At 73.1% G+C, this 16,342-nt stretch carries 15 protein-coding genes; 10 read left to right on the top strand and 5 right to left on the bottom strand.

Features of this window, described 5'->3' with window-relative positions; translation table 11 throughout:
• Window positions 1-65: 65 nt before the first annotated feature.
• Window positions 66-1,220: a glycosyltransferase gene (locus JOE35_RS02155; protein WP_209559611.1), complete on the bottom strand. Its 1,155-nt coding sequence runs from the start codon at window positions 1,218-1,220 to the stop codon at window positions 66-68.
• Between the two features lie 266 nt (window positions 1,221-1,486).
• On the opposite strand from JOE35_RS02155, the gene JOE35_RS02160 reads away from it, so the two are divergent.
• Window positions 1,487-1,912, top strand: a complete 426-nt coding sequence (locus tag JOE35_RS02160; RefSeq protein WP_209559612.1) for a DUF3151 domain-containing protein — start codon at window positions 1,487-1,489, stop codon at window positions 1,910-1,912.
• A 217-nt stretch (window positions 1,913-2,129) separates the two neighbouring features.
• Here JOE35_RS02160 and JOE35_RS02165 read toward each other — a convergent pair whose 3' ends face one another.
• Genes JOE35_RS02165 through JOE35_RS02175 form a run of 3 tightly spaced genes read right to left on the bottom strand, consistent with a single transcriptional unit; the run spans window position 2,130 to window position 5,649 of the window.
• Entirely contained in the window at window positions 2,130-4,217 is a 2,088-nt protein-coding gene (locus tag JOE35_RS02165; protein ID WP_209559613.1) for a YhgE/Pip family protein, read from the bottom strand.
• Between the two features lie 2 nt (window positions 4,218-4,219).
• On the bottom strand, window positions 4,220-4,993 hold the full coding sequence (locus tag JOE35_RS02170) for a hypothetical protein (protein ID WP_209559614.1): 774 nt from the start codon (window positions 4,991-4,993) through the stop codon (window positions 4,220-4,222).
• Entirely contained in the window at window positions 4,990-5,649 is a 660-nt protein-coding gene (locus JOE35_RS02175) for a helix-turn-helix domain-containing protein (protein ID WP_307802902.1), read from the bottom strand. The genes JOE35_RS02170 and JOE35_RS02175 overlap by 4 nt, the downstream gene beginning before the upstream one ends.
• A gap of 83 nt (window positions 5,650-5,732) precedes the next feature.
• On the opposite strand from JOE35_RS02175, the gene JOE35_RS02180 reads away from it, so the two are divergent.
• A complete protein-coding gene (locus tag JOE35_RS02180) occupies window positions 5,733-6,671 on the top strand; it encodes a transposase (RefSeq protein ID WP_209559615.1) in 939 nt (312 codons plus the stop codon).
• 132 nt (window positions 6,672-6,803) lie between these two features.
• Here the strand turns inward: JOE35_RS02180 and xylA are convergent, their stop codons facing one another.
• Window positions 6,804-7,997 (bottom strand): xylose isomerase, encoded by a 1,194-nt coding sequence (gene xylA / locus JOE35_RS02185; protein ID WP_209559616.1) that lies wholly within the window; start codon window positions 7,995-7,997, stop codon window positions 6,804-6,806.
• Window positions 7,998-8,209: 212 nt separating this feature from the next.
• Here xylA and JOE35_RS02190 point away from each other — a divergent pair, with 212 nt between their 5' ends.
• Genes JOE35_RS02190 through JOE35_RS02225 form a run of 8 tightly spaced genes read left to right on the top strand, consistent with a single transcriptional unit; the run spans window position 8,210 to window position 16,338 of the window.
• A complete protein-coding gene (locus JOE35_RS02190; protein ID WP_245186023.1) occupies window positions 8,210-9,484 on the top strand; it encodes a Gfo/Idh/MocA family protein in 1,275 nt (424 codons plus the stop codon).
• Complete coding sequence (locus JOE35_RS02195) at window positions 9,481-10,692, top strand: extracellular solute-binding protein (RefSeq protein ID WP_209559617.1); 1,212 nt, start codon at window positions 9,481-9,483, stop codon at window positions 10,690-10,692. The genes JOE35_RS02190 and JOE35_RS02195 overlap by 4 nt, the downstream gene beginning before the upstream one ends.
• 1 nt (window position 10,693) lies before the next feature.
• Complete coding sequence (locus JOE35_RS02200; RefSeq protein ID WP_209559618.1) at window positions 10,694-11,686, top strand: carbohydrate ABC transporter permease; 993 nt, start codon at window positions 10,694-10,696, stop codon at window positions 11,684-11,686.
• Window positions 11,679-12,551, top strand: a complete 873-nt coding sequence (locus tag JOE35_RS02205) for a carbohydrate ABC transporter permease (protein ID WP_209559619.1) — start codon at window positions 11,679-11,681, stop codon at window positions 12,549-12,551. Before JOE35_RS02200 ends, JOE35_RS02205 begins: the two co-directional genes overlap by 8 nt.
• 43 nt (window positions 12,552-12,594) lie before the next feature.
• Window positions 12,595-13,368: a ThuA domain-containing protein gene (locus JOE35_RS02210; RefSeq protein WP_209559620.1), complete on the top strand. Its 774-nt coding sequence runs from the start codon at window positions 12,595-12,597 to the stop codon at window positions 13,366-13,368.
• Window positions 13,365-14,543 (top strand): Gfo/Idh/MocA family protein, encoded by a 1,179-nt coding sequence (locus JOE35_RS02215; RefSeq protein ID WP_209559621.1) that lies wholly within the window; start codon window positions 13,365-13,367, stop codon window positions 14,541-14,543. The genes JOE35_RS02210 and JOE35_RS02215 overlap by 4 nt, the downstream gene beginning before the upstream one ends.
• The gene (locus JOE35_RS02220) at window positions 14,540-15,232 is read left to right on the top strand and encodes a ThuA domain-containing protein (protein ID WP_209561823.1); all 693 of its coding nucleotides are present in this window, start codon (window positions 14,540-14,542) and stop codon (window positions 15,230-15,232) included. Before JOE35_RS02215 ends, JOE35_RS02220 begins: the two co-directional genes overlap by 4 nt.
• On the top strand, window positions 15,229-16,338 hold the full coding sequence (locus tag JOE35_RS02225) for a Gfo/Idh/MocA family protein (RefSeq protein WP_245186024.1): 1,110 nt from the start codon (window positions 15,229-15,231) through the stop codon (window positions 16,336-16,338). Before JOE35_RS02220 ends, JOE35_RS02225 begins: the two co-directional genes overlap by 4 nt.
• The last annotated feature ends 4 nt before the right edge of the window (window positions 16,339-16,342 follow it).

Raw genomic sequence — 16,342 nt, forward strand, 5'->3', positions numbered from 1 at the left:
TCTAACATTTCTCATTCAGATGTCAATGGTCGGGCCGGGGTCGGGTCCCGGCCGTCGGCTCGCCGTCAGCGGCGCAGCGACCGGCGGAGCGCCTCCTCGTAGGCGTCGCAGACCGACTGCCAGGTGTACGCGGCCTCGGCACGTGCCGCCGCCGCCTCCCGCAGGCGCTGCTGCTCGGCGGGGTCGTCGAGCAGGGCGACGACCGCCTCCGCGATCGCCTCCGGCTCGGGCGGGACGAAGACGCCCGCGTCGGCGAGCACCTCGCGGTTGTAGACCGTGTCGCGCGCGATCACCGGCGCACCGGTGAACATCGCCTGGACGAGGGCGGGGTTGGTGCCCCCGACGCTGTGGCCGTGGAAGTACGCGCCCGCGTGCTGCCAGAGCGCGAAGAGCCGGTCGTCGTCGCTGACGTGGCCGAGCCAGCGGACCCGGTCGTGCTCGGCGGCGAGGTCGCGGACGAGGTCGTCGAGCTCGCCGCCGTAGCCCGTCGACCCCACGATCACGACGTCGTGGTCGACGGCGATGCGTCGTGCGGCCTCGACGAACTCGACGATCGAGTTCTCGGGCACGAAGCGGGCGACGACCAGGGCGTAGCCGCCGTGGGTCAGGCCCGGCTCGACGGGCAGCTCGCGCACGGGGTCGCCGCCGTAGGGGATGAAGGTGCCCTCGACGCCGAACTCGTCCCGCCAGCGGCGCACGATCTCGACGGCGTCGCAGACGAGGGCGTCCGCGAACCGGGCGGAGGCGCGGGCCCCGAGCTTGAAGACGGTCTTGGCCGCCCGGCCCCACTTGGCCCGCTCCCACTCGATGCCGTCGACGTTGATGATCACGGGCACGCCCCGGAGGCGGAGCAACGGCAGCCAGAACCCGTTCGCGACGTTCATCATCAGCACCGCGTCCGGCCTGCGCACGACGGCGTCGAGCACGGCCGTCAGCCCGTAGCTCAGGGTGCTCAGCGACCGGCTCTCGACGCCGCGCGTCGTGCGGGTGCGGACCCGGGGGTCGCGGGCGGGGTCGTCCTCGCGAACCGCCCCGTGCCGGCCGTAGACCGTGACGTCCCACCCGGCGTCGACGAGCGCCGGCGCGATGCGGCGGACGGCGGTCTCGAAGCCGCCGTAGTAGCTCGGGTAGCCCCGCGTGCCGATCACGGCCACGGAGCGCCTGCGGCCGTCGGGGCGGCCGTCGAGGTCGCCGGAGGAGGGGCGGGGGCGAGGCGACATGGACGTCCGTTCCGAGAGGGGGCGCGCGGCGCACCACGGTACCGCAGGGCTGCCCGCCGACAGTGCTCGACCCGGGTGGGGACAGCTGCCGCGGGGCGTGTGCTCCTCCCCGTCCCGGGCTCTCCCCATCTCGGCCTCTCCTCATTCAGGAACGTGAGTCCTGAGTTCGCACTGCGCAGGAGGCGCGCTCCTGATCCGTGCACAGCTCAGGACCCGAGAGGCGCGACTTCCTGAATCCCGACGCCGCGACGCGAGAGGATGGGCGCATGTCCTCCACGAACCTCCTCGGCGTGCCCGAGACCCTCCTGCCCGCCGACCCTGCCGTGACGGCCGACCTCGAGACGCTGTCGCTCGCCGAGGTCGTCGTCGCCCACCCGACGTCGTCGCTCGCCTGGGCCCTGCTCAGCGACGAGGCCTCCGCGCGGGGCGCCGACCTCGAGGCCTACGCGTACGCGCGGGTCGGCTACCACCGCGGTCTCGACGCGCTGCGCGGAGCCGGCTGGCGCGGACAGGGCCCCGTCCCGTGGTCGCACGAGCCGAACCGCGGCGTGCTGCGCTCGCTCTTCGCCCTGCGCCGCGGAGCCGCCGCGATCGGCGAGACCGCCGAGGTCGAGCGGCTCGGCACGTTCCTGGCCGACGCCGACCCCGCGGCTTCCCAGGCCATCGAGGCCGAGGAGGCGGGCCGACGCTGACGACCGTCGGTCGCGCCTCCTGCGCTCTCACGATCCAGGACGAGGCCGCTCGCGCCTCCTGCCCTCTCGCAATTCAGGACATGGCTGCTCGCGCGTCCTGATCAGTGCACGGTTCAGGACTCGCGATCCTGAGCAGTGCGGACTCAGGACTGATGTTCCTGAATGAGGAGAGGCAGAGGCAGAGGCAGAGGCGAGGCCCGGGCAGCGCGCCCGCGCCTCAGCCGATCAGCGAGGGGCGCAGGTCGCGCAGCGTCCGCTGACGCGTCATGCGGGCCGTGGCGAGCAGCGACACCAGCAGCGCCCCGAGCATCCAGAGCGCGAGCACGCCCGCGTCGGTCCAGGCGGTCGCCGTGCTGCCGCCGTACATCAGCTGGCGCAGGCCGTCGGTCGCGTAGCTCATCGGCAGCACGAAGTGCAGCGCGGCGAGGGGCCCCGGCAGCGTCTGCCACGGGAACGTCCCGCCGGCGGTGACCAGCTGCACGACCATGAGCACCAGCCCGAGGAACTGCCCGACGCTCCCGAGCAGCACGTTGAGCATCATGATGATCGCCGCGAACGTCACGCTCGCGAGCGCCATCAGCCCGAGCATCCCCCAGGTGTGGGCGACCTCGAAGCCGAGCGCCCCGCGCACGATCGCGAACAGCGCGACCATCTGCAGCACGCCGAGCAGCGCGGGCGTCAGCCAGCCGGCCGCGACCACCCGCACCGGCGCCTTGACGGCGGTGATCGCCCGCTTCGACACGGGCTTCACGATCAGGAACAGCGCGTAGATGCCGATCCACGCGGCAAGGCTGATGAAGAAGGGGGCGAGCCCTGCGCCGTAGGTCCCGGCGCTCGTGAGCGGCTGGTCGGCGACGTCGACCGGGTCGCTGATCGCAGAGGCCTGGTCGTCGCGGCTCTGCTCGGTGCTCGCGGGGATCTCGCCGAGGCCGCTCTGCAGGCCGTCCCGCAGCTGCACCGCGCCGTCGTTGAGGCTGACGAGCCCGTCGCGCAGGCTGACGGTGCCGGTGCTCAGCGTGCCGAGCCCGGTCGACAGCGAGGCCGCTCCGGTCTCGAGGGTGTCGAGCCCCGACGACAACGAGGAGGCGCCCGAGGCAGCGCTCTGCGCTCCCGTCGCCAGCGTGGCGGCTCCCGAGGCCGCGTCGGAGATGCCGCCCGTCAGCGCCGGCGTCGCCGAGGCCAGCGCGGCCGCGCCCGCTGAGACCTTGTCGGCGCCCGCCGAGAGCGTCCCCACCTGCCCGTTCAGCTGCTGCACCTGCGTGTTCGCGTCGGCCAGCCCGTCGGTGACGGGGGCGAAGTAGGAGGCGACCTCGGCCGCCGAGGCGAGCGCCTCCTCCTGCGTCTGGCCTTGTGAGACGAAGAGGGCGACGAGCTGGCGGCCGATGGCGGCCTGCGTCTCGGGGGCGGCGTCGGCGGCCGCCTGGCTGGCCGTCGCGGCGTCGCCGACCGCGGTGGCGAGCTTCCGGTTGCCGTCGGCGACCTGGGCCGCGCCGTCGGCGAGCTGCTGCGTGCTGGCGGGCAGGCCGGCGGTCTGGTCGCGCAGCTGGTCGAGCCCGGTCGACAGGGTCGACGCGCCCGCGCTCAGCTGGGAGGTGCCGGTCGCGAGCGAACGCGCACCCGTCGCCGCGGTGCTCGCGCCCGTCGAGAGCTGGTCCGCACCCGACGACGCGTCGGCCGCCCCGGTCACGAGCTGGTCGGCGCCCGACACGGCGGAGTCCGCTCCGCTGACCAGCTGCGACGCCCCGTCGACCGCGCTGCCGAGGTTCGTCCGGATGTCGGCGAGGCCGACGAGCAGGGTGGAGGCCGCCTCCTTGCCGACCTTCTCGGCCACCGAGGCGCGGATCGTCTTGCCGGCCTGCCCGGCGATCGTCGTCGACAGGTAGCTGTTCGAGTCGTTCGTCGCGAGCACGATCTGGGCGCGCTGCGGGTCGTCCGAGCTCGCCGAGGTCAGGTCGGCGCTGAAGTCGCGCGGGATGGTGAACGTGAAGTCGTACGTGCCGTCGCGCAGCCCGGCCGCGGCCTCGGCGGACGAGACCGTGTGCCAGTCGAAGTCGCCGCCGTCGACGACCTCGTCGGTCACCTGGTCGCCGTAGTTCGTGGCGCTGCCGTCGACGACGGCGCCCTGGTCCTCGTTCACGAGGGCCGCGGGCACCTGGTCGAGGTTCGCGTACGGATCCTGGTTGGCCCAGAGGTAGAGGCCGCCGTAGAGCAGCGGCACCGTCATCAGGGCGACGAGCGCGAGGCGCGCCAGCCCGGTCGAGGTCAGCCGCTGCAGCTCGGCTCGGACGATGGCGATGATCTTCACGGTCAGCGGTCCTCTCGTGTCGAGGCGACCGCGTTGTCGTCGAGGGTGGTGTCGAAGGAGGTGGTGTCGAGGTCGTCGGGACCGGTCGCGTCGTCAGCGTCAGCGTCCGCGTCCGCGTCCGCGTCCGCGTCCGCGTCCGCGTCTCCGGCGGCGTGCTCGCCGTGCTCGGCGAAGTCGGGCACCGGCAGCGCCTCGACGGCGGCCAGCGCCGCGAACCCGGTGATCGTCAGCACGGTGACCCCGCGCGCGACGAGGTCGTGCACGACGGCGAGCCAGGCGGCGACGTCGCCGCCGTGCCGCTCGGGCGACGTGAGCACGAGGCCGTCGACGCCCTCTCGCAGCACGGCGAGCTCGCAGAGCAGGCGCACGCGCAGCTCGGTGGGCAGTGCCTGCAGCCGGGTGCTCCGGTGCTCGGCGAGGCCGATCTCGTCGAGCAGCAGGGCGGTCGAGGCGCGGTCGCTGCGGAGGCCGGCGAGCGCCAGCTCCTCGCGGGCGACCTGGGCGACGGTCAGCGAGCTGAAGGGCTCGGCGACCGACGGGGTGTCGACCAGCGCGAAGGAGGCGCGGATCGCGGCCGCGTCGTCGCTCCCGTCGAGCGTCACCCGGCCCTGCGTCGGTGCCATGCGCCCCCCGGCGACCAGCGAGGCGAGCACGGGGGCGTCGACCGTCTCGACGGCGACGAAGCCGGGCGAGAAGCGGTCCGCGACGACGGTCAGCTCGGGCAGCGGCGCCCCTGGCCCCTCGCCGACGGCGACGTGGTCGAGCTCGAGCCTCACGAGCGGTCCTCCGGGGTGCGCAGGGCGAGCGCGGGCGTGCTGCGGACGAGCTCGCCTGCCTCCCGCCAGCCGAGCCCGACCATGCCGAGCACGGCGAGCATCACGAGGCGGTGCCCCTCGGCGCGGTCGAGGTCGCGCACGGTCGCCTCGTCGAGCACGGCCAGCGCCGACCCCTCGACGAGGTGGGCGAGGGTCTGGACGTCGACGTCGTCGCGCATCCGGCCCTCGGCGACTCCGCGGCGGACCGTCTCGAGCAGGAACGCCCGCAGCGGTGCGAGCGCCGTGGCCACGTCGCGCATCAGCGGCCCGCGCACGGTGAGCTGCGCCATGACGCGCACGTGCTCGACCTCGGCCCAGAGCCGCGCGCCGAGCTCGGCGAGCTGCACGACCGGGTCGTCGGACGGAGCCGGCACCGCCGCGGCGCCGATGCGGGCCGCGCCGCGCAGGGTCACCTCGCGCACGAGGTCGTCCCGGGTCGCGAAGTGCCCGTAGACGCTGCGTCGCGAGAGGCCCGCCTCGGCGGCGATCGCCTCGAGCGGCACGGCAGGGTCGACGTTGAGGAGGCGCACGGCGGCCGCCATCAGGGCCTCGCGGTTCGCGGCGGCGTCGCGCCGGGGCGCCCGGGTGGGGGCGGAAGGGGAAGACGGGGAGTGCACGTCCCCGATCATACGATCTTGCACACTGGTGTGCAAGATCGTGACGATGGGATGCGACGAGGAGGCGTCGGTAGGGTCGGGCGATGACCCTCGAGGAGGCGGCGCGGCAGCTCTACGTCCTGCCGCCGCAGCAGTTCACGGCCGCGCGCGACGCCCGGGCGGCCGAGGCGAAGTCGACCGGCGACGCCGCCATGGCGGCCTCCGTGCGCTCGTTGCGCCGCGCCTCCGCGTCGGCCTGGGCCGTCGACCTGCTCGCCCGGGAGGCCCCCGACGATCTCGCCGCCCTGGCCGGCCTCGGCGACCGGTTCCGCACCGCCCAGTCCGACGGCGACCGCGCCGCCCTCTCCGCCCTCACCCGCGATCGGAAGGAGGCGCTGGCCGCTCTCGTCTCCCGCGCCCGCCTCCTCGCGTCCGACGCCGGCCACCCGCTCTCCGCCGCGGCGCTCGCCGAGGTCGACCAGACCCTCCGCGCGGCCGTGGCCGACGCGACCGCGGCTCTGGCCGTGCGCAGCGGTCGCCTCGTGCGGGCGCTCGCCGCCGACGGCCTCGAGGAGGCGGACCTCACCGACGCCGTCGCCGGCCCTGCCCCCGAGGGCGTCGCCCCGGCACGGCTCCGCGCGGCCTCTGCCGCAGCGCCCTCGGCCGTCGACGGGGGCGAGGGGGAGGCCGGACCTGCTTCGGGCGGGCGATCCGGGGCGCGCGACCGCAAAGAGGCACGGAAGGCAGCTGCCGAGGCTGCCCGACGAGCCGCCGAGCAGGCGGCCGCGGATGCCGAGCACGAGGCCGACGACGCGGAGGCGGCGCTCGCCGAGGTCGACGAGCGCGCCACCCGGCTGGCTCACGACCGTGACGACGTCCTCGGGCAGCTGCGCCGCCTCCGGGACGAGTTCGCCGCTGCCGAGCGTCGCGGCGCCGAGCTCGACGACCGCGAGAAGTTCCTCACCCGCGAGCGCCGCCGTGCCGCCGCCGACGCGGCCGCCGCCCGCCAGGCCGCCACCCGAGCCCGGGCCGCCCTCGACTGACGCGGCGCCTGTCCTGCTCTGCTCGCGCCTCACGCCTCGCGCCGGCGCCGCAGCGAAACACCCCGGTGTGGACGATGCACCCCGAAACGACGGGGTGCATCGTCCACACCGGGGTGCGAGACGGCCGAGCGACTAGCCCCGAGCGCCCATGAGGTGCTCGAGCGCGAGCTGCTGCAGGCGGACGAACCCGTACCCGTGGCCGCCGAAGTGCTGCCCCGCGTCGTAGTCCTCGTACGAGGCGCGGTCGGCGAGCAGCTGCTCGTAGCCCTCGCCCTCGCCGAGCGTCGGCGTCGACAGCTCCGCGACCTGGGAGGCGGCCAGCGCCTCCTGCACGTCGGGGTCGGCACGGAACGCCTGGGCGCGCTCCTTCAGCAGCAGGTACATGCGCATGTTGGCGGCGGCGGAGTCCCACACGCCCGAGATGTCCTCGGTGCGCGACGGCTTGTAGTCGAAGTGGCGAGGGCCGTCGTAGGTCGGGCCGCCCTGGGGCGAGCCGTGCTCGAGCAGGTCGACGAGCGAGAACGCGTTCTGCAGGTCGCCGTGGCCGAAGACCAGGTCCTGGTCGTACTTGATGCCGCGCTGGCCGTTGAGGTCGATGTGGAAGAGCTTGCCCTGGTAGAGCGCCTGGGCGATGCCGGCCGTGAAGTTGAGGCCCGCCATCTGCTCGTGGCCGACCTCGGGGTTCACGCCCGCCATCTCGGGGTGCTCGAGCGTCTCGATGAACGCGATGGCGTGGCCGAGCGTCGGCAGCAGGATGTCGCCGCGGGGCTCGTTCGGCTTGGGCTCGATCGCGAAGCGCAGGTCGTAGCCCTTGTCGAGCACGTACTGCGAGAGCATGTCGACGCCCTCCTTGTAGCGGGACAGGGCCGCCTGCACGTCCTTGGCGGAGTCGTACTCGGCGCCCTCGCGGCCGCCCCACATGACGAAGGTCTTGGCGCCCAGCTCGGCGGCGAGGTCGATGTTGCGGAGCACCTTGCGGAGCGCGAAGCGGCGGACGCCGCGGTCGTTGGAGGTGAAGCCGCCGTCCTTGAAGACGGGCGCGCTGAAGAGGTTGGTCGTCACCATCGGCACGATGATGCCGGTCGCCTCGAGCGCGCCCTTGAGGCGGTCGATCTGCTTCTGGCGCTCCGCGTCGGTCGAGCCGAACGCGAAGAGGTCGTCGTCGTGGAAGGTCAGGCCGTAGGCGCCCAGGCGGTCAAGGTTCTCGACGGCCTCGACCACGTCGAGGTCGGGGCGGGTCGGCCCGCCGAACGGGTCGGCGCCGGTGTAGCCGATCGTCCAGAGTCCGAAGGAGAACTTGTCGTCGCGGGTGGGAGTGGTCGTCATGTCCGGGGTCCTCGTCGTCGAGAGCGTTTGTTGTCGTCTCCAACATATGCGTTCGGGCCGTCGATCACAAGGGCCTGCCCGTCGCCCCTCCCCACCCTGCGCCAGGCGGCAGAGCATCCCTCATGACCATGGAGAGGGTTGCGCCCCGATCTGCCCGCGCCTACTTTGTTGTTGACCACAACGAATGTGGTGACGAATGACGAAGGAGTCAGATGTCCCCCCACGAGACCCTGCACGAGACCCGACGCGACCTCGGCGTCGCCATGGTCGGCCACGGCTTCATGGGCGCCGCCCACTCGCAGGCCTGGCGCACGGTGCCCGCGTTCTTCGACCTGCCGCTCGCGCCGCGGATGACCGCCATCGTCGGTCGCGACGCCGACGCGACCCGTGCCGCGGCGGCCCGGTGGGGCTGGGGCCGGGCCGAGTCCGACTGGAGGCGCGTGGTCGAGAGCGACGACGTCCAGCTCGTCGACATCTGCTCGCCCGGCTCGACGCACGTCGAGATCGCGGTCGCCGCCCTCGAGGCCGGCAAGCACGTGCTCTGCGAGAAGCCGCTCGCCAACACCGTGGCCGAGGCCGAGCTCATGGCCGAGGCCGCGGCCCGGGCCGCCGAGCGCGGCGTCCTCGCGATGGTCGGCTTCAGCTACCGCCGGGTGCCCGCCATCACCTTCGCCCGCGACCTCGTCGCGCGGGGCGCGATCGGGGAGCTGCGCCAGGTGCGGGCCCTCTACCTCCAGGACTGGCTGGTCGACCCCGAGGGCCCGATGACCTGGCGCCTCGACAAGAGCGTGGCGGGCTCCGGCTCGCTCGGCGACATCGGCGCGCACCTCGTCGACGCCGTGCAGTTCGTCACGGGCCGGGCGCTGACCGACGTCAGCGGCCTGCTGCACACGTTCACGACCGAGCGCCCCCTGCTCGGCGAGGTCCGCGGCCTCGGCGGCACCGCCTCCTCCGAGCGCGGGCAGGTCACGGTCGACGACGCGGCCCTCTTCACCGCGAAGATCGCAGGAGGCGCCCTCGCGACCTTCGAGGCCACCCGCGTCGCGACCGGCCGCAAGAACGCGCTGCGGCTCGAGTTCAGCGGCACGGGCGGCGCGATCGCCTTCGACCTCGAGCGGATGAACGAGCTCGAGGTCTACGACGCCGGCGCCCCGGTCGACCGGCTCGGCTTCCGGCGCGTGCTCGTCACTGAGCCGGATCACCCCTACACGGGCTCGTGGTGGCCGACCGGCCACGGCCTCGGCTACGAGCACGCCTTCAGCCACCAGGCCCGCGACCTCGTCACCGCGATCGCCGCGGGGGAGCAGCCGACCCCCTCCTTCGCCGAGGGCCTCCAGGTGCAGCGCGTGCTCGACGCCGTCGAGCGCAGCGCCGCCGACGGCAGCCGCTGGCTCGCGACCGACCCGACCGAGCCGACCGACCCGGCCGACGCGACCGACCCGGCCGCGGCCACCGCGGCGACAGCCCCGGCCGAGGCAGCCCGGTGACCCGCCGACGCAAGAGCAGCCTCGGCCTCGCGGTCGCCGCCGTGACCGCCGTCGCGCTCACGGGCTGTGCGGTCGACACCTCGTCCCCTCCCGGCCACGTGTCGGTGCTCGACAGCTACGGCGACGGCAACGACAACGTCGTGATCGGCGCGACGCTCGAGGCCTGCGGCCGAGAGCTGGGCGTCACGATCGACCGCACCTCGGTGCCGGGGTCGTCGCTGATCCAGAAGACCCTGCAGCAGGCGTCGTCGAGGACGCTCCCCGACGTGCTCATGCTCGACAACCCCGACCTGCAGCAGATCGCGGAGACGGGAGCGCTGTCGCCGCTGACCGACTACGGCATCTCGACCGAGGGCTACGCCGACGGGGTGCTCGACGCGGGCACCTACGACGGCGAGGTCTACGGCCTCGCGCCCACGGTCAACACCATCGCCCTCTTCTACGACCGTGACGCGCTCGCCGCGGCGGGCATCGCCCCGCCGACCACCTGGGCCGAGCTGACCGAGGCTGCGGCGGAGCTGACCGAGGGCGACCGCTACGGGCTCGCCTTCGCGGCGCCCGCCGCCTACGAGGGCGCCTGGCAGTTCCTCCCCTTCATGTGGTCGAACGGAGGCGACGAGCGCGACATCGCCACCGACGGGACGGCCGAGGCACTCCAGCTGATGACCGACTTCGTGGCCGACGGCTCGGCCTCGCGCAGCGTCGTGAACTGGACGCAGGCCGACGTCAACGACCAGTTCATGGCCGGCCGTGCGGCGATGATGGTCAACGGCCCCTGGCAGATCCCCGCCCTGCAGGCCGACAGCGACGTCGACTACGGGATCGCGACCCTGCCGGTGCCCGAGGCAGGCGACACCCCCGTCGCGCCCCTCGGCGGCGAGGTCTGGACGGTGCCCCGCACGGGCGACGCCGAGAAGCAGGCCCTCGCGGCGCAGGTCGTCGAGTGCCTCAACACCGACGAGAACCAGCTCGACATGGCCACGAAGCGATTCACGATCCCCTCGAAGACCGCCGTCGCGACCGAGTTCGGCCAGCAGGTGCCCGAGGAGCAGGTCTTCGTCGACCTCGTCGCCGACGCCCGCGCCCGCACGGCCCAGCTGGGCGTCGAGTGGCCGACCCAGGCGACCAAGATCTACACCGCCGTGCAGTCCGCACTGACGGGGCAGGCGACTCCCTCACGTGCCCTCGAGAGAGCGGAGGAAGGCTGAGATGGCGACCACCACGACCACGACCACCGCGCAGGAGGCGGTCCGCGCCTCCCGCAGCCGCTCCTCCGTCGGGGCCGCGTCGGCCCCCGCACCTGCCTCAACGCGTCGGCGCGGACGCCGCGAGCGCACCGCGCAGCTGATGTTCCTCGTCCCGGCGCTCGTCTACATGGTGCTGTTCTTCGGCTACCCCGTCGTGCAGAACGTCGTGATGGGGTTCCAGGCGTACACGACCAAGACCTTCTACACGGGCGAGGCCCCCTTCGTCGGGCTGCAGAACTACGTCGAGGTGCTCGGCAGCGCCGTCTTCGGCAGCGCGCTGCTCAACACGGCGCTCTTCACGGTCGGCTCGCTGGTGGGCCAGTTCGTGCTCGGCCTGGCGTTCGCGCTGTTCTTCCGCAACCGGTTCCCGCTGAACGGCGTGCTGCGCTCGCTGATGCTGCTGCCCTGGCTGCTGCCGCTGATCGTCTCCAGCGCCGTGTGGAAGTGGATCCTCGACCAGGACAGCGGGGTGCTGAACCAGTTCCTCACCGGCACAGGCCTGGTCGCAGACCCGGTGCCCTGGCTGAACAGCCCGTCGCTGGCGCTCGTGACCGTGATCGCCGTCAACATCTGGATCGGCATCCCGTTCAACATGACCATCCTCTACAGCGGGCTGCAGGGCATCCCCGACGAGCTGTACGAGGCAGGCTCGCTCGACGGCGCCACCCGCTGGCGCGCGTTCCGCCACATCACGTGGCCGCTGCTCAGGCCTGTCGTGATGGTCGTCCTCGTGCTCGGCGTCGTCTACACGATCAAGGTGCTCGACATCATCCTCGGCCTCACCAACGGCGGGCCCGCGAACTCGACGGCGACCCTCGCGACCGAGTCGTACAAGCTCTCGTTCACGCAGTTCGACTTCGGGGCGGGCGCGGCGCTCAGCAACGTCCTCATCGTCATCTCGGCGGTGTTCGCGATCGTCTACCTCCGCCTCAACAGGAAGGCCGTCGATGACTGACGCGACCCTCTCGCCGACCCTCGTCGCCCGAGGCGGCGAGCCGCGCCTCCGGAAGCCCAGGGGCAGGCACGCCTGGGTGAACACGATCATCGGGGTCGTGCTGCTCGGCATCATGTTGTTCCCCGTCTACTGGATGGTCAACATCTCTCTCCAGCCGGCGGGTGCTGCGGTCGAGGCCGCCTGGTTCCCGTTCGAGGCGCAGCTCGGCGGGTACGCCACCGCGATCGCCGAGCAGTCCGGCAACCTGCTGACGAGCCTGCTCGTCGCGCTCGGCAGCGTCGTGCTCAGCCTCGCGATCGCGACGCCGGCCGCGTACGCCCTGGCACAGTTCCGCCTCCGGTACGTCGACGTCGTGCTGCTCGCGATCCTCGTCGCCCAGATGATCCCGGGCATCGTCGTCGCGAACGCGCTGTACTCGGCGTTCAACACGCTCGGCCTGCTCAACTCGATCGGCGGGCTGATCCTGGCCGACTCGACCGCGGGCATCCCGTTCGCGATCCTCATCATGCGGGCGTTCATGCTCGGCATCCCGCCGTCGATCATCGAGGCGGCCAAGGTCGACGGCGCCGGTGCCTTCAGGGCCTTCCGGTCGATCGTCGTCCCGATCTCGCGCGACGCCCTCATCACCGCCGGGCTGTTCACGTTCCTCTTCACCTGGAGCGACTTCCTCTTCGGCCTCACGCTCACCACCACCGAGCAGGTCCGGCCGATCACCCTCGGCATCTACCAGTACATCGGCACGTACACGTCCGACTGGAGCACCGTCATGGCCACCGCCGTGCTGGCGTCCCTGCCGGCCATCGTGCTGCTCGTCGTCGCGCAGAAGTTCGTCGCGGCCGGGGCGACCGGCGGCGCCGTCAAGTAGCGACCCGACCCGACCCGATCCACAGAGAACAGAGAGAAGACCCATGACCACCCCCACCACCCCGCTCCGCGTCACCGTCTGGGGCGAGAACCGCCACGAGCAGATCGAGCAGCACGTCGCCGAGCGCTACCCCACCGGCATGCACGGTGCGATCGCCGAGGGCATCGGCGAGAACCTGCCCGACGCGCAGATCACCGTCGCGACGATGGACATGCCCGAGCACGGCCTCACCGACGAGGCCCTGGAGCAGACCGACGTGCTCACCTGGTGGGGCCACGCCGCGCACGCCGAGGTGAGCGACGAGGTCGTCGAGCGGGTGCACCGCCACGTCCTCGCCGGCATGGGCCTGATCGTGCTGCACTCCGGCCACTGGTCGAAGATCTTCACGAAGCTGATGGGCACGACCTGCACCCTCCGCTGGCGCAGCGAGCACGACCAGGAGCTCGTCTGGACCGTCAACCCGCAGCACCCGATCACGCGCGGCGTGCCGAACCCGATCGTGATCCCCGAACAGGAGATGTACGGCGAGTACTTCGACGTGCCGACCCCCGACGAGCTGATCTTCATCTCGGGCTTCACGGGCGGCGAGGTGTTCCGCAGCGGCATGACCTACCGGCGCGGCTTCGGCAAGGTCTTCTTCTTCAGCCCCGGCGACCAGGACTTCCCCGTCTACCACCACCGCGACGTCCGCCGCGTGATCGCGAACGGCGTCGAGTGGGCGCGCCCCGAGCGCGAGCGCGAGACGCCGACGCTGCTGCGCTACGAGAGCGGCCAGTACTTCCAGGGCGCCGACTACGAAGGGGCGCTCGAGCGATGACGTTCCGCACGGTCGACAGCCGAGGAGGCGCGCTGCGCGTCGTCCAGGTCGGCGCGGGAGGCATGGGGCGGGCCTGGCTCCGCGCGCTCGCCGACAGCGCGGACGTCGAGCTGGTCGGCGTCGTCGACCTCGACCTCGACGCCGCCAGGGCGGGCGCCGAGCACCACGGCGACGCCTCGCTGCCCGTCTCGACCGACCTCGGCGCGATGGTGGCCGACCTCGCGCCCGACGCGGTGGTCGACGTGACGGTGCCGGTGGCCCACCACCCCGTCACGACGCAGTCGCTGTTCGCGGGCCTGCCCGTACTCGGCGAGAAGCCGGTCGCGCTCGACGTGGCCGAGGGCCTCTCGCTCGCGGCCGCCGCCGAGGTGACGGGCGAGCTGTTCATGGTCAGCCAGTCGCGTCGCTACGACGACCACCTGGTCGCCCTCAAGCAGCAGATCGGCCAGCTCGAGACGGTCGGGGCCGTGACGACGGAGTTCTTCAAGGCCCCGCACTTCGGCGGCTTCCGCGAGCAGATGGACGACGTGCTGCTGCTCGACATGGCCGTGCACCCGTTCGACTCGGTGCGCTGGCTGCTCGACGCCGACCCGGTGTCGGTCTGGTGCGAGTCGTTCAGCCCGGCATGGAGCTGGTACCGCGGCGACGCCGCCGCGAACGCCGTCTTCGAGTTCGAGGGCGGGGTCCGGTACGCGTACTCGGGCAGCTGGTGCAGCCCGGGCGCCGAGACCTCGTGGAACGGCTCGTGGCGCGTCAGCGGCTCGGCCGGCACCGCGCTCTGGGACGGCGACGAGGCTCCCGTGCTCTCCCTCGCGGACGAGACCGGCGCCTCCTCGTCGCCTCAGCTGCCGCAGCTGCCGACCGTCGGCGACGGCATCGAGGGGTCGCTCGCGGCCTTCGTCGGCGCCCTGCGCACCGGCGCCGTGCCGCACGGCGAGGTGCACGAGAACGTGATGAGCCTGGCGATGGTCGAGGCGGCGATCGAGTCGACCCGCACCGGGCAGCGGGTCGTGATCGACGACCTGCTCGAGCGGGCGCTCGCGACGGCGATCGAACGGGAGGCGCGCGACGACGTCCGCGCCCGGCTCGAGTCGTGGACGTCGGTGCGTGCGGCCCTGCAGGCCGGGCCGACGACGGCGGCGACGACCTCGGCGACGACGGCGGCGAGCTCGTGACGCGCCGGGCGCTGGTGGTCCGCGGCGGCTGGGAGGGCCACGACCCGATCGGCACGACCGACTCGTTCGTGCCGTTCCTCGAGCGGTCGGGCTTCGAGGTCAGCCTGCACGACGGCCCGGCGGTCTACGCCGACGCCGACGTGATGCGCACCGCTGACCTCGTGCTGCAGAACGTCACGATGTCGACGATCGAGGGCGCGCAGACCGCGGGGCTCCGCGCGGCCGTCGAGGCGGGCACCGGCCTGGCGGGCTGGCACGGCGGCATCGCGGACTCGTTCCGCGGCGACGCCGACTACCTGCACCTGATCGGCGGGCAGTTCGCCGCACATCCCGGCAAGGCCGCGGCCGACCGGGTCGGCGACGAGACTGACGGCTTCGTGCGGCACGCGATCCGCTTCACCGAGGCGGCCGCGTCGCACCCGGTCACCGAGGGCCTCGACGACTTCGAGGTCGAGAGCGAGCAGTACTGGCTGCTGCACGACGACTACCTCGACGTGCTCGCGACGACCACGCAGGAGGCGCGGGCCGGCGACCCCTGGACGCGCCCGGTGACCTCCCCCGCCGTCTGGACCCGCCAGTGGGGACTCGGCCGCATCGCGGTCGTCACCCCGGGGCACTCGCAGGCCGTGCTCGACCACCCGACCGTCCGCACGCTCGTCGAGCGCGGCCTGCTGTGGGCCTCGCGATGAGCGGCACGGGCACGGTCCCGATGCGCGTCGGCGTCGTCGGCGTGGGCGTGATCAGCGAGCAGTACTTCGCCTCGTTCGGGCGGCTGCCCGGCCTCGCCCTCGAGGCCGTGGCCGACCTCGACCAGGCGCGGGCCGCCTCCGTCGCGGACCGTCTCGGCGTGCGGGCCCTCACCGTCGACGAGCTGCTCGCCGACGACCGGGTCGACGTCGTGCTCAACCTCACGATCCCGGCGGCGCACGCCGAGATCGCGCTACGGGCGATCGCCGCCGGCAAGCACGTCTACGGCGAGAAGCCGCTCGCTCTCACGGTCGCCGACGGCACGGCGGTGCTCGAGGCGGCCAGGGCGGCCGGCGTGCGGGTGGGCTCGGCGCCGGACACGGTGCTCGGCACCGGGGTGCAGACCGCCGCGCAGCTCGTCGCCTCGGGAGCGGTCGGCGAGCCCGTCGGCGCCGCCGTCTCGTGGACCGCGTCCGGCCACGAGGCCTGGCACCCTGCGCCGGACTTCTACTACCGGGCAGGAGGCGGCCCCCTCTTCGACATGGGCCCCTACTACCTGACGACGCTCGTGCACCTGCTCGGCCCGGTCGTCTCGGTGTCCGGCCTGGTCTCGCGCTCGACCCGGCGCCGCACGATCGGCACCGGTCCCCGTGCCGGCGAGCAGCTCGAGGTCGACGTCGACACGCACGCGAGCGCGCTGCTGCGGCACGACTCTGGAGCGACGTCGACCGTGACGGTGAGCTTCGAGGTGTGGGGATCGCGGGCGCCGATCACGGAGTTCTACGGCACGCTCGGCACGATCGCCGTCCCCGACGCCAACATGTTCGGCGACCCCGTCGAGCTGCTGACCGCCGACGACCGCACCTGGCGCGCGGTCCCGCCGACCGCGGGCTACCGCGACGCCGGACGCGGGTACGGCCTGGCCGACCTCGCCAGGGCGGTCGCCTCGGGGGAGCCGCACCGCGCCTCCGGCGACGTCGCCCTGCACGTGCTCGAGATCACGGAGGCGGTGGCCGCGTCGAGCGCCTCCGGCACCGTCGTGACGCTGGTCACGCGTCCGGAGGTGCCGCGGGTGGTGCCGCTCGGCGCCGAGCCGCACCTCGCGTGACCGC

It is taken from the genome of Frigoribacterium sp. PvP032 (assembly GCF_017833035.1).
Taxonomy (GTDB): domain Bacteria; phylum Actinomycetota; class Actinomycetes; order Actinomycetales; family Microbacteriaceae; genus Frigoribacterium.

Bases quoted from the DNA above. Each gene is read 5' to 3' on its own strand.
- JOE35_RS02155 (WP_209559611.1), bottom strand. From the start codon at position 1,220: ATGTCGCCTCGCCCCCGCCCCTCCTCCGGCGACCTCGACGGCCGCCCC.
- JOE35_RS02160 (WP_209559612.1), top strand. From the start codon at position 1,487: ATGTCCTCCACGAACCTCCTCGGCGTGCCCGAGACCCTCCTGCCCGCC.
- JOE35_RS02180 (WP_209559615.1), top strand. From the start codon at position 5,733: ATGACCCTCGAGGAGGCGGCGCGGCAGCTCTACGTCCTGCCGCCGCAG.
- xylA (WP_209559616.1), bottom strand. From the start codon at position 7,997: ATGACGACCACTCCCACCCGCGACGACAAGTTCTCCTTCGGACTCTGG.
- JOE35_RS02190 (WP_245186023.1), top strand. From the start codon at position 8,210: ATGTCCCCCCACGAGACCCTGCACGAGACCCGACGCGACCTCGGCGTC.
- JOE35_RS02200 (WP_209559618.1), top strand. From the start codon at position 10,694: ATGGCGACCACCACGACCACGACCACCGCGCAGGAGGCGGTCCGCGCC.
- JOE35_RS02205 (WP_209559619.1), top strand. From the start codon at position 11,679: ATGACTGACGCGACCCTCTCGCCGACCCTCGTCGCCCGAGGCGGCGAG.
- JOE35_RS02210 (WP_209559620.1), top strand. From the start codon at position 12,595: ATGACCACCCCCACCACCCCGCTCCGCGTCACCGTCTGGGGCGAGAAC.
- JOE35_RS02215 (WP_209559621.1), top strand. From the start codon at position 13,365: ATGACGTTCCGCACGGTCGACAGCCGAGGAGGCGCGCTGCGCGTCGTC.
- JOE35_RS02225 (WP_245186024.1), top strand. From the start codon at position 15,229: ATGAGCGGCACGGGCACGGTCCCGATGCGCGTCGGCGTCGTCGGCGTG.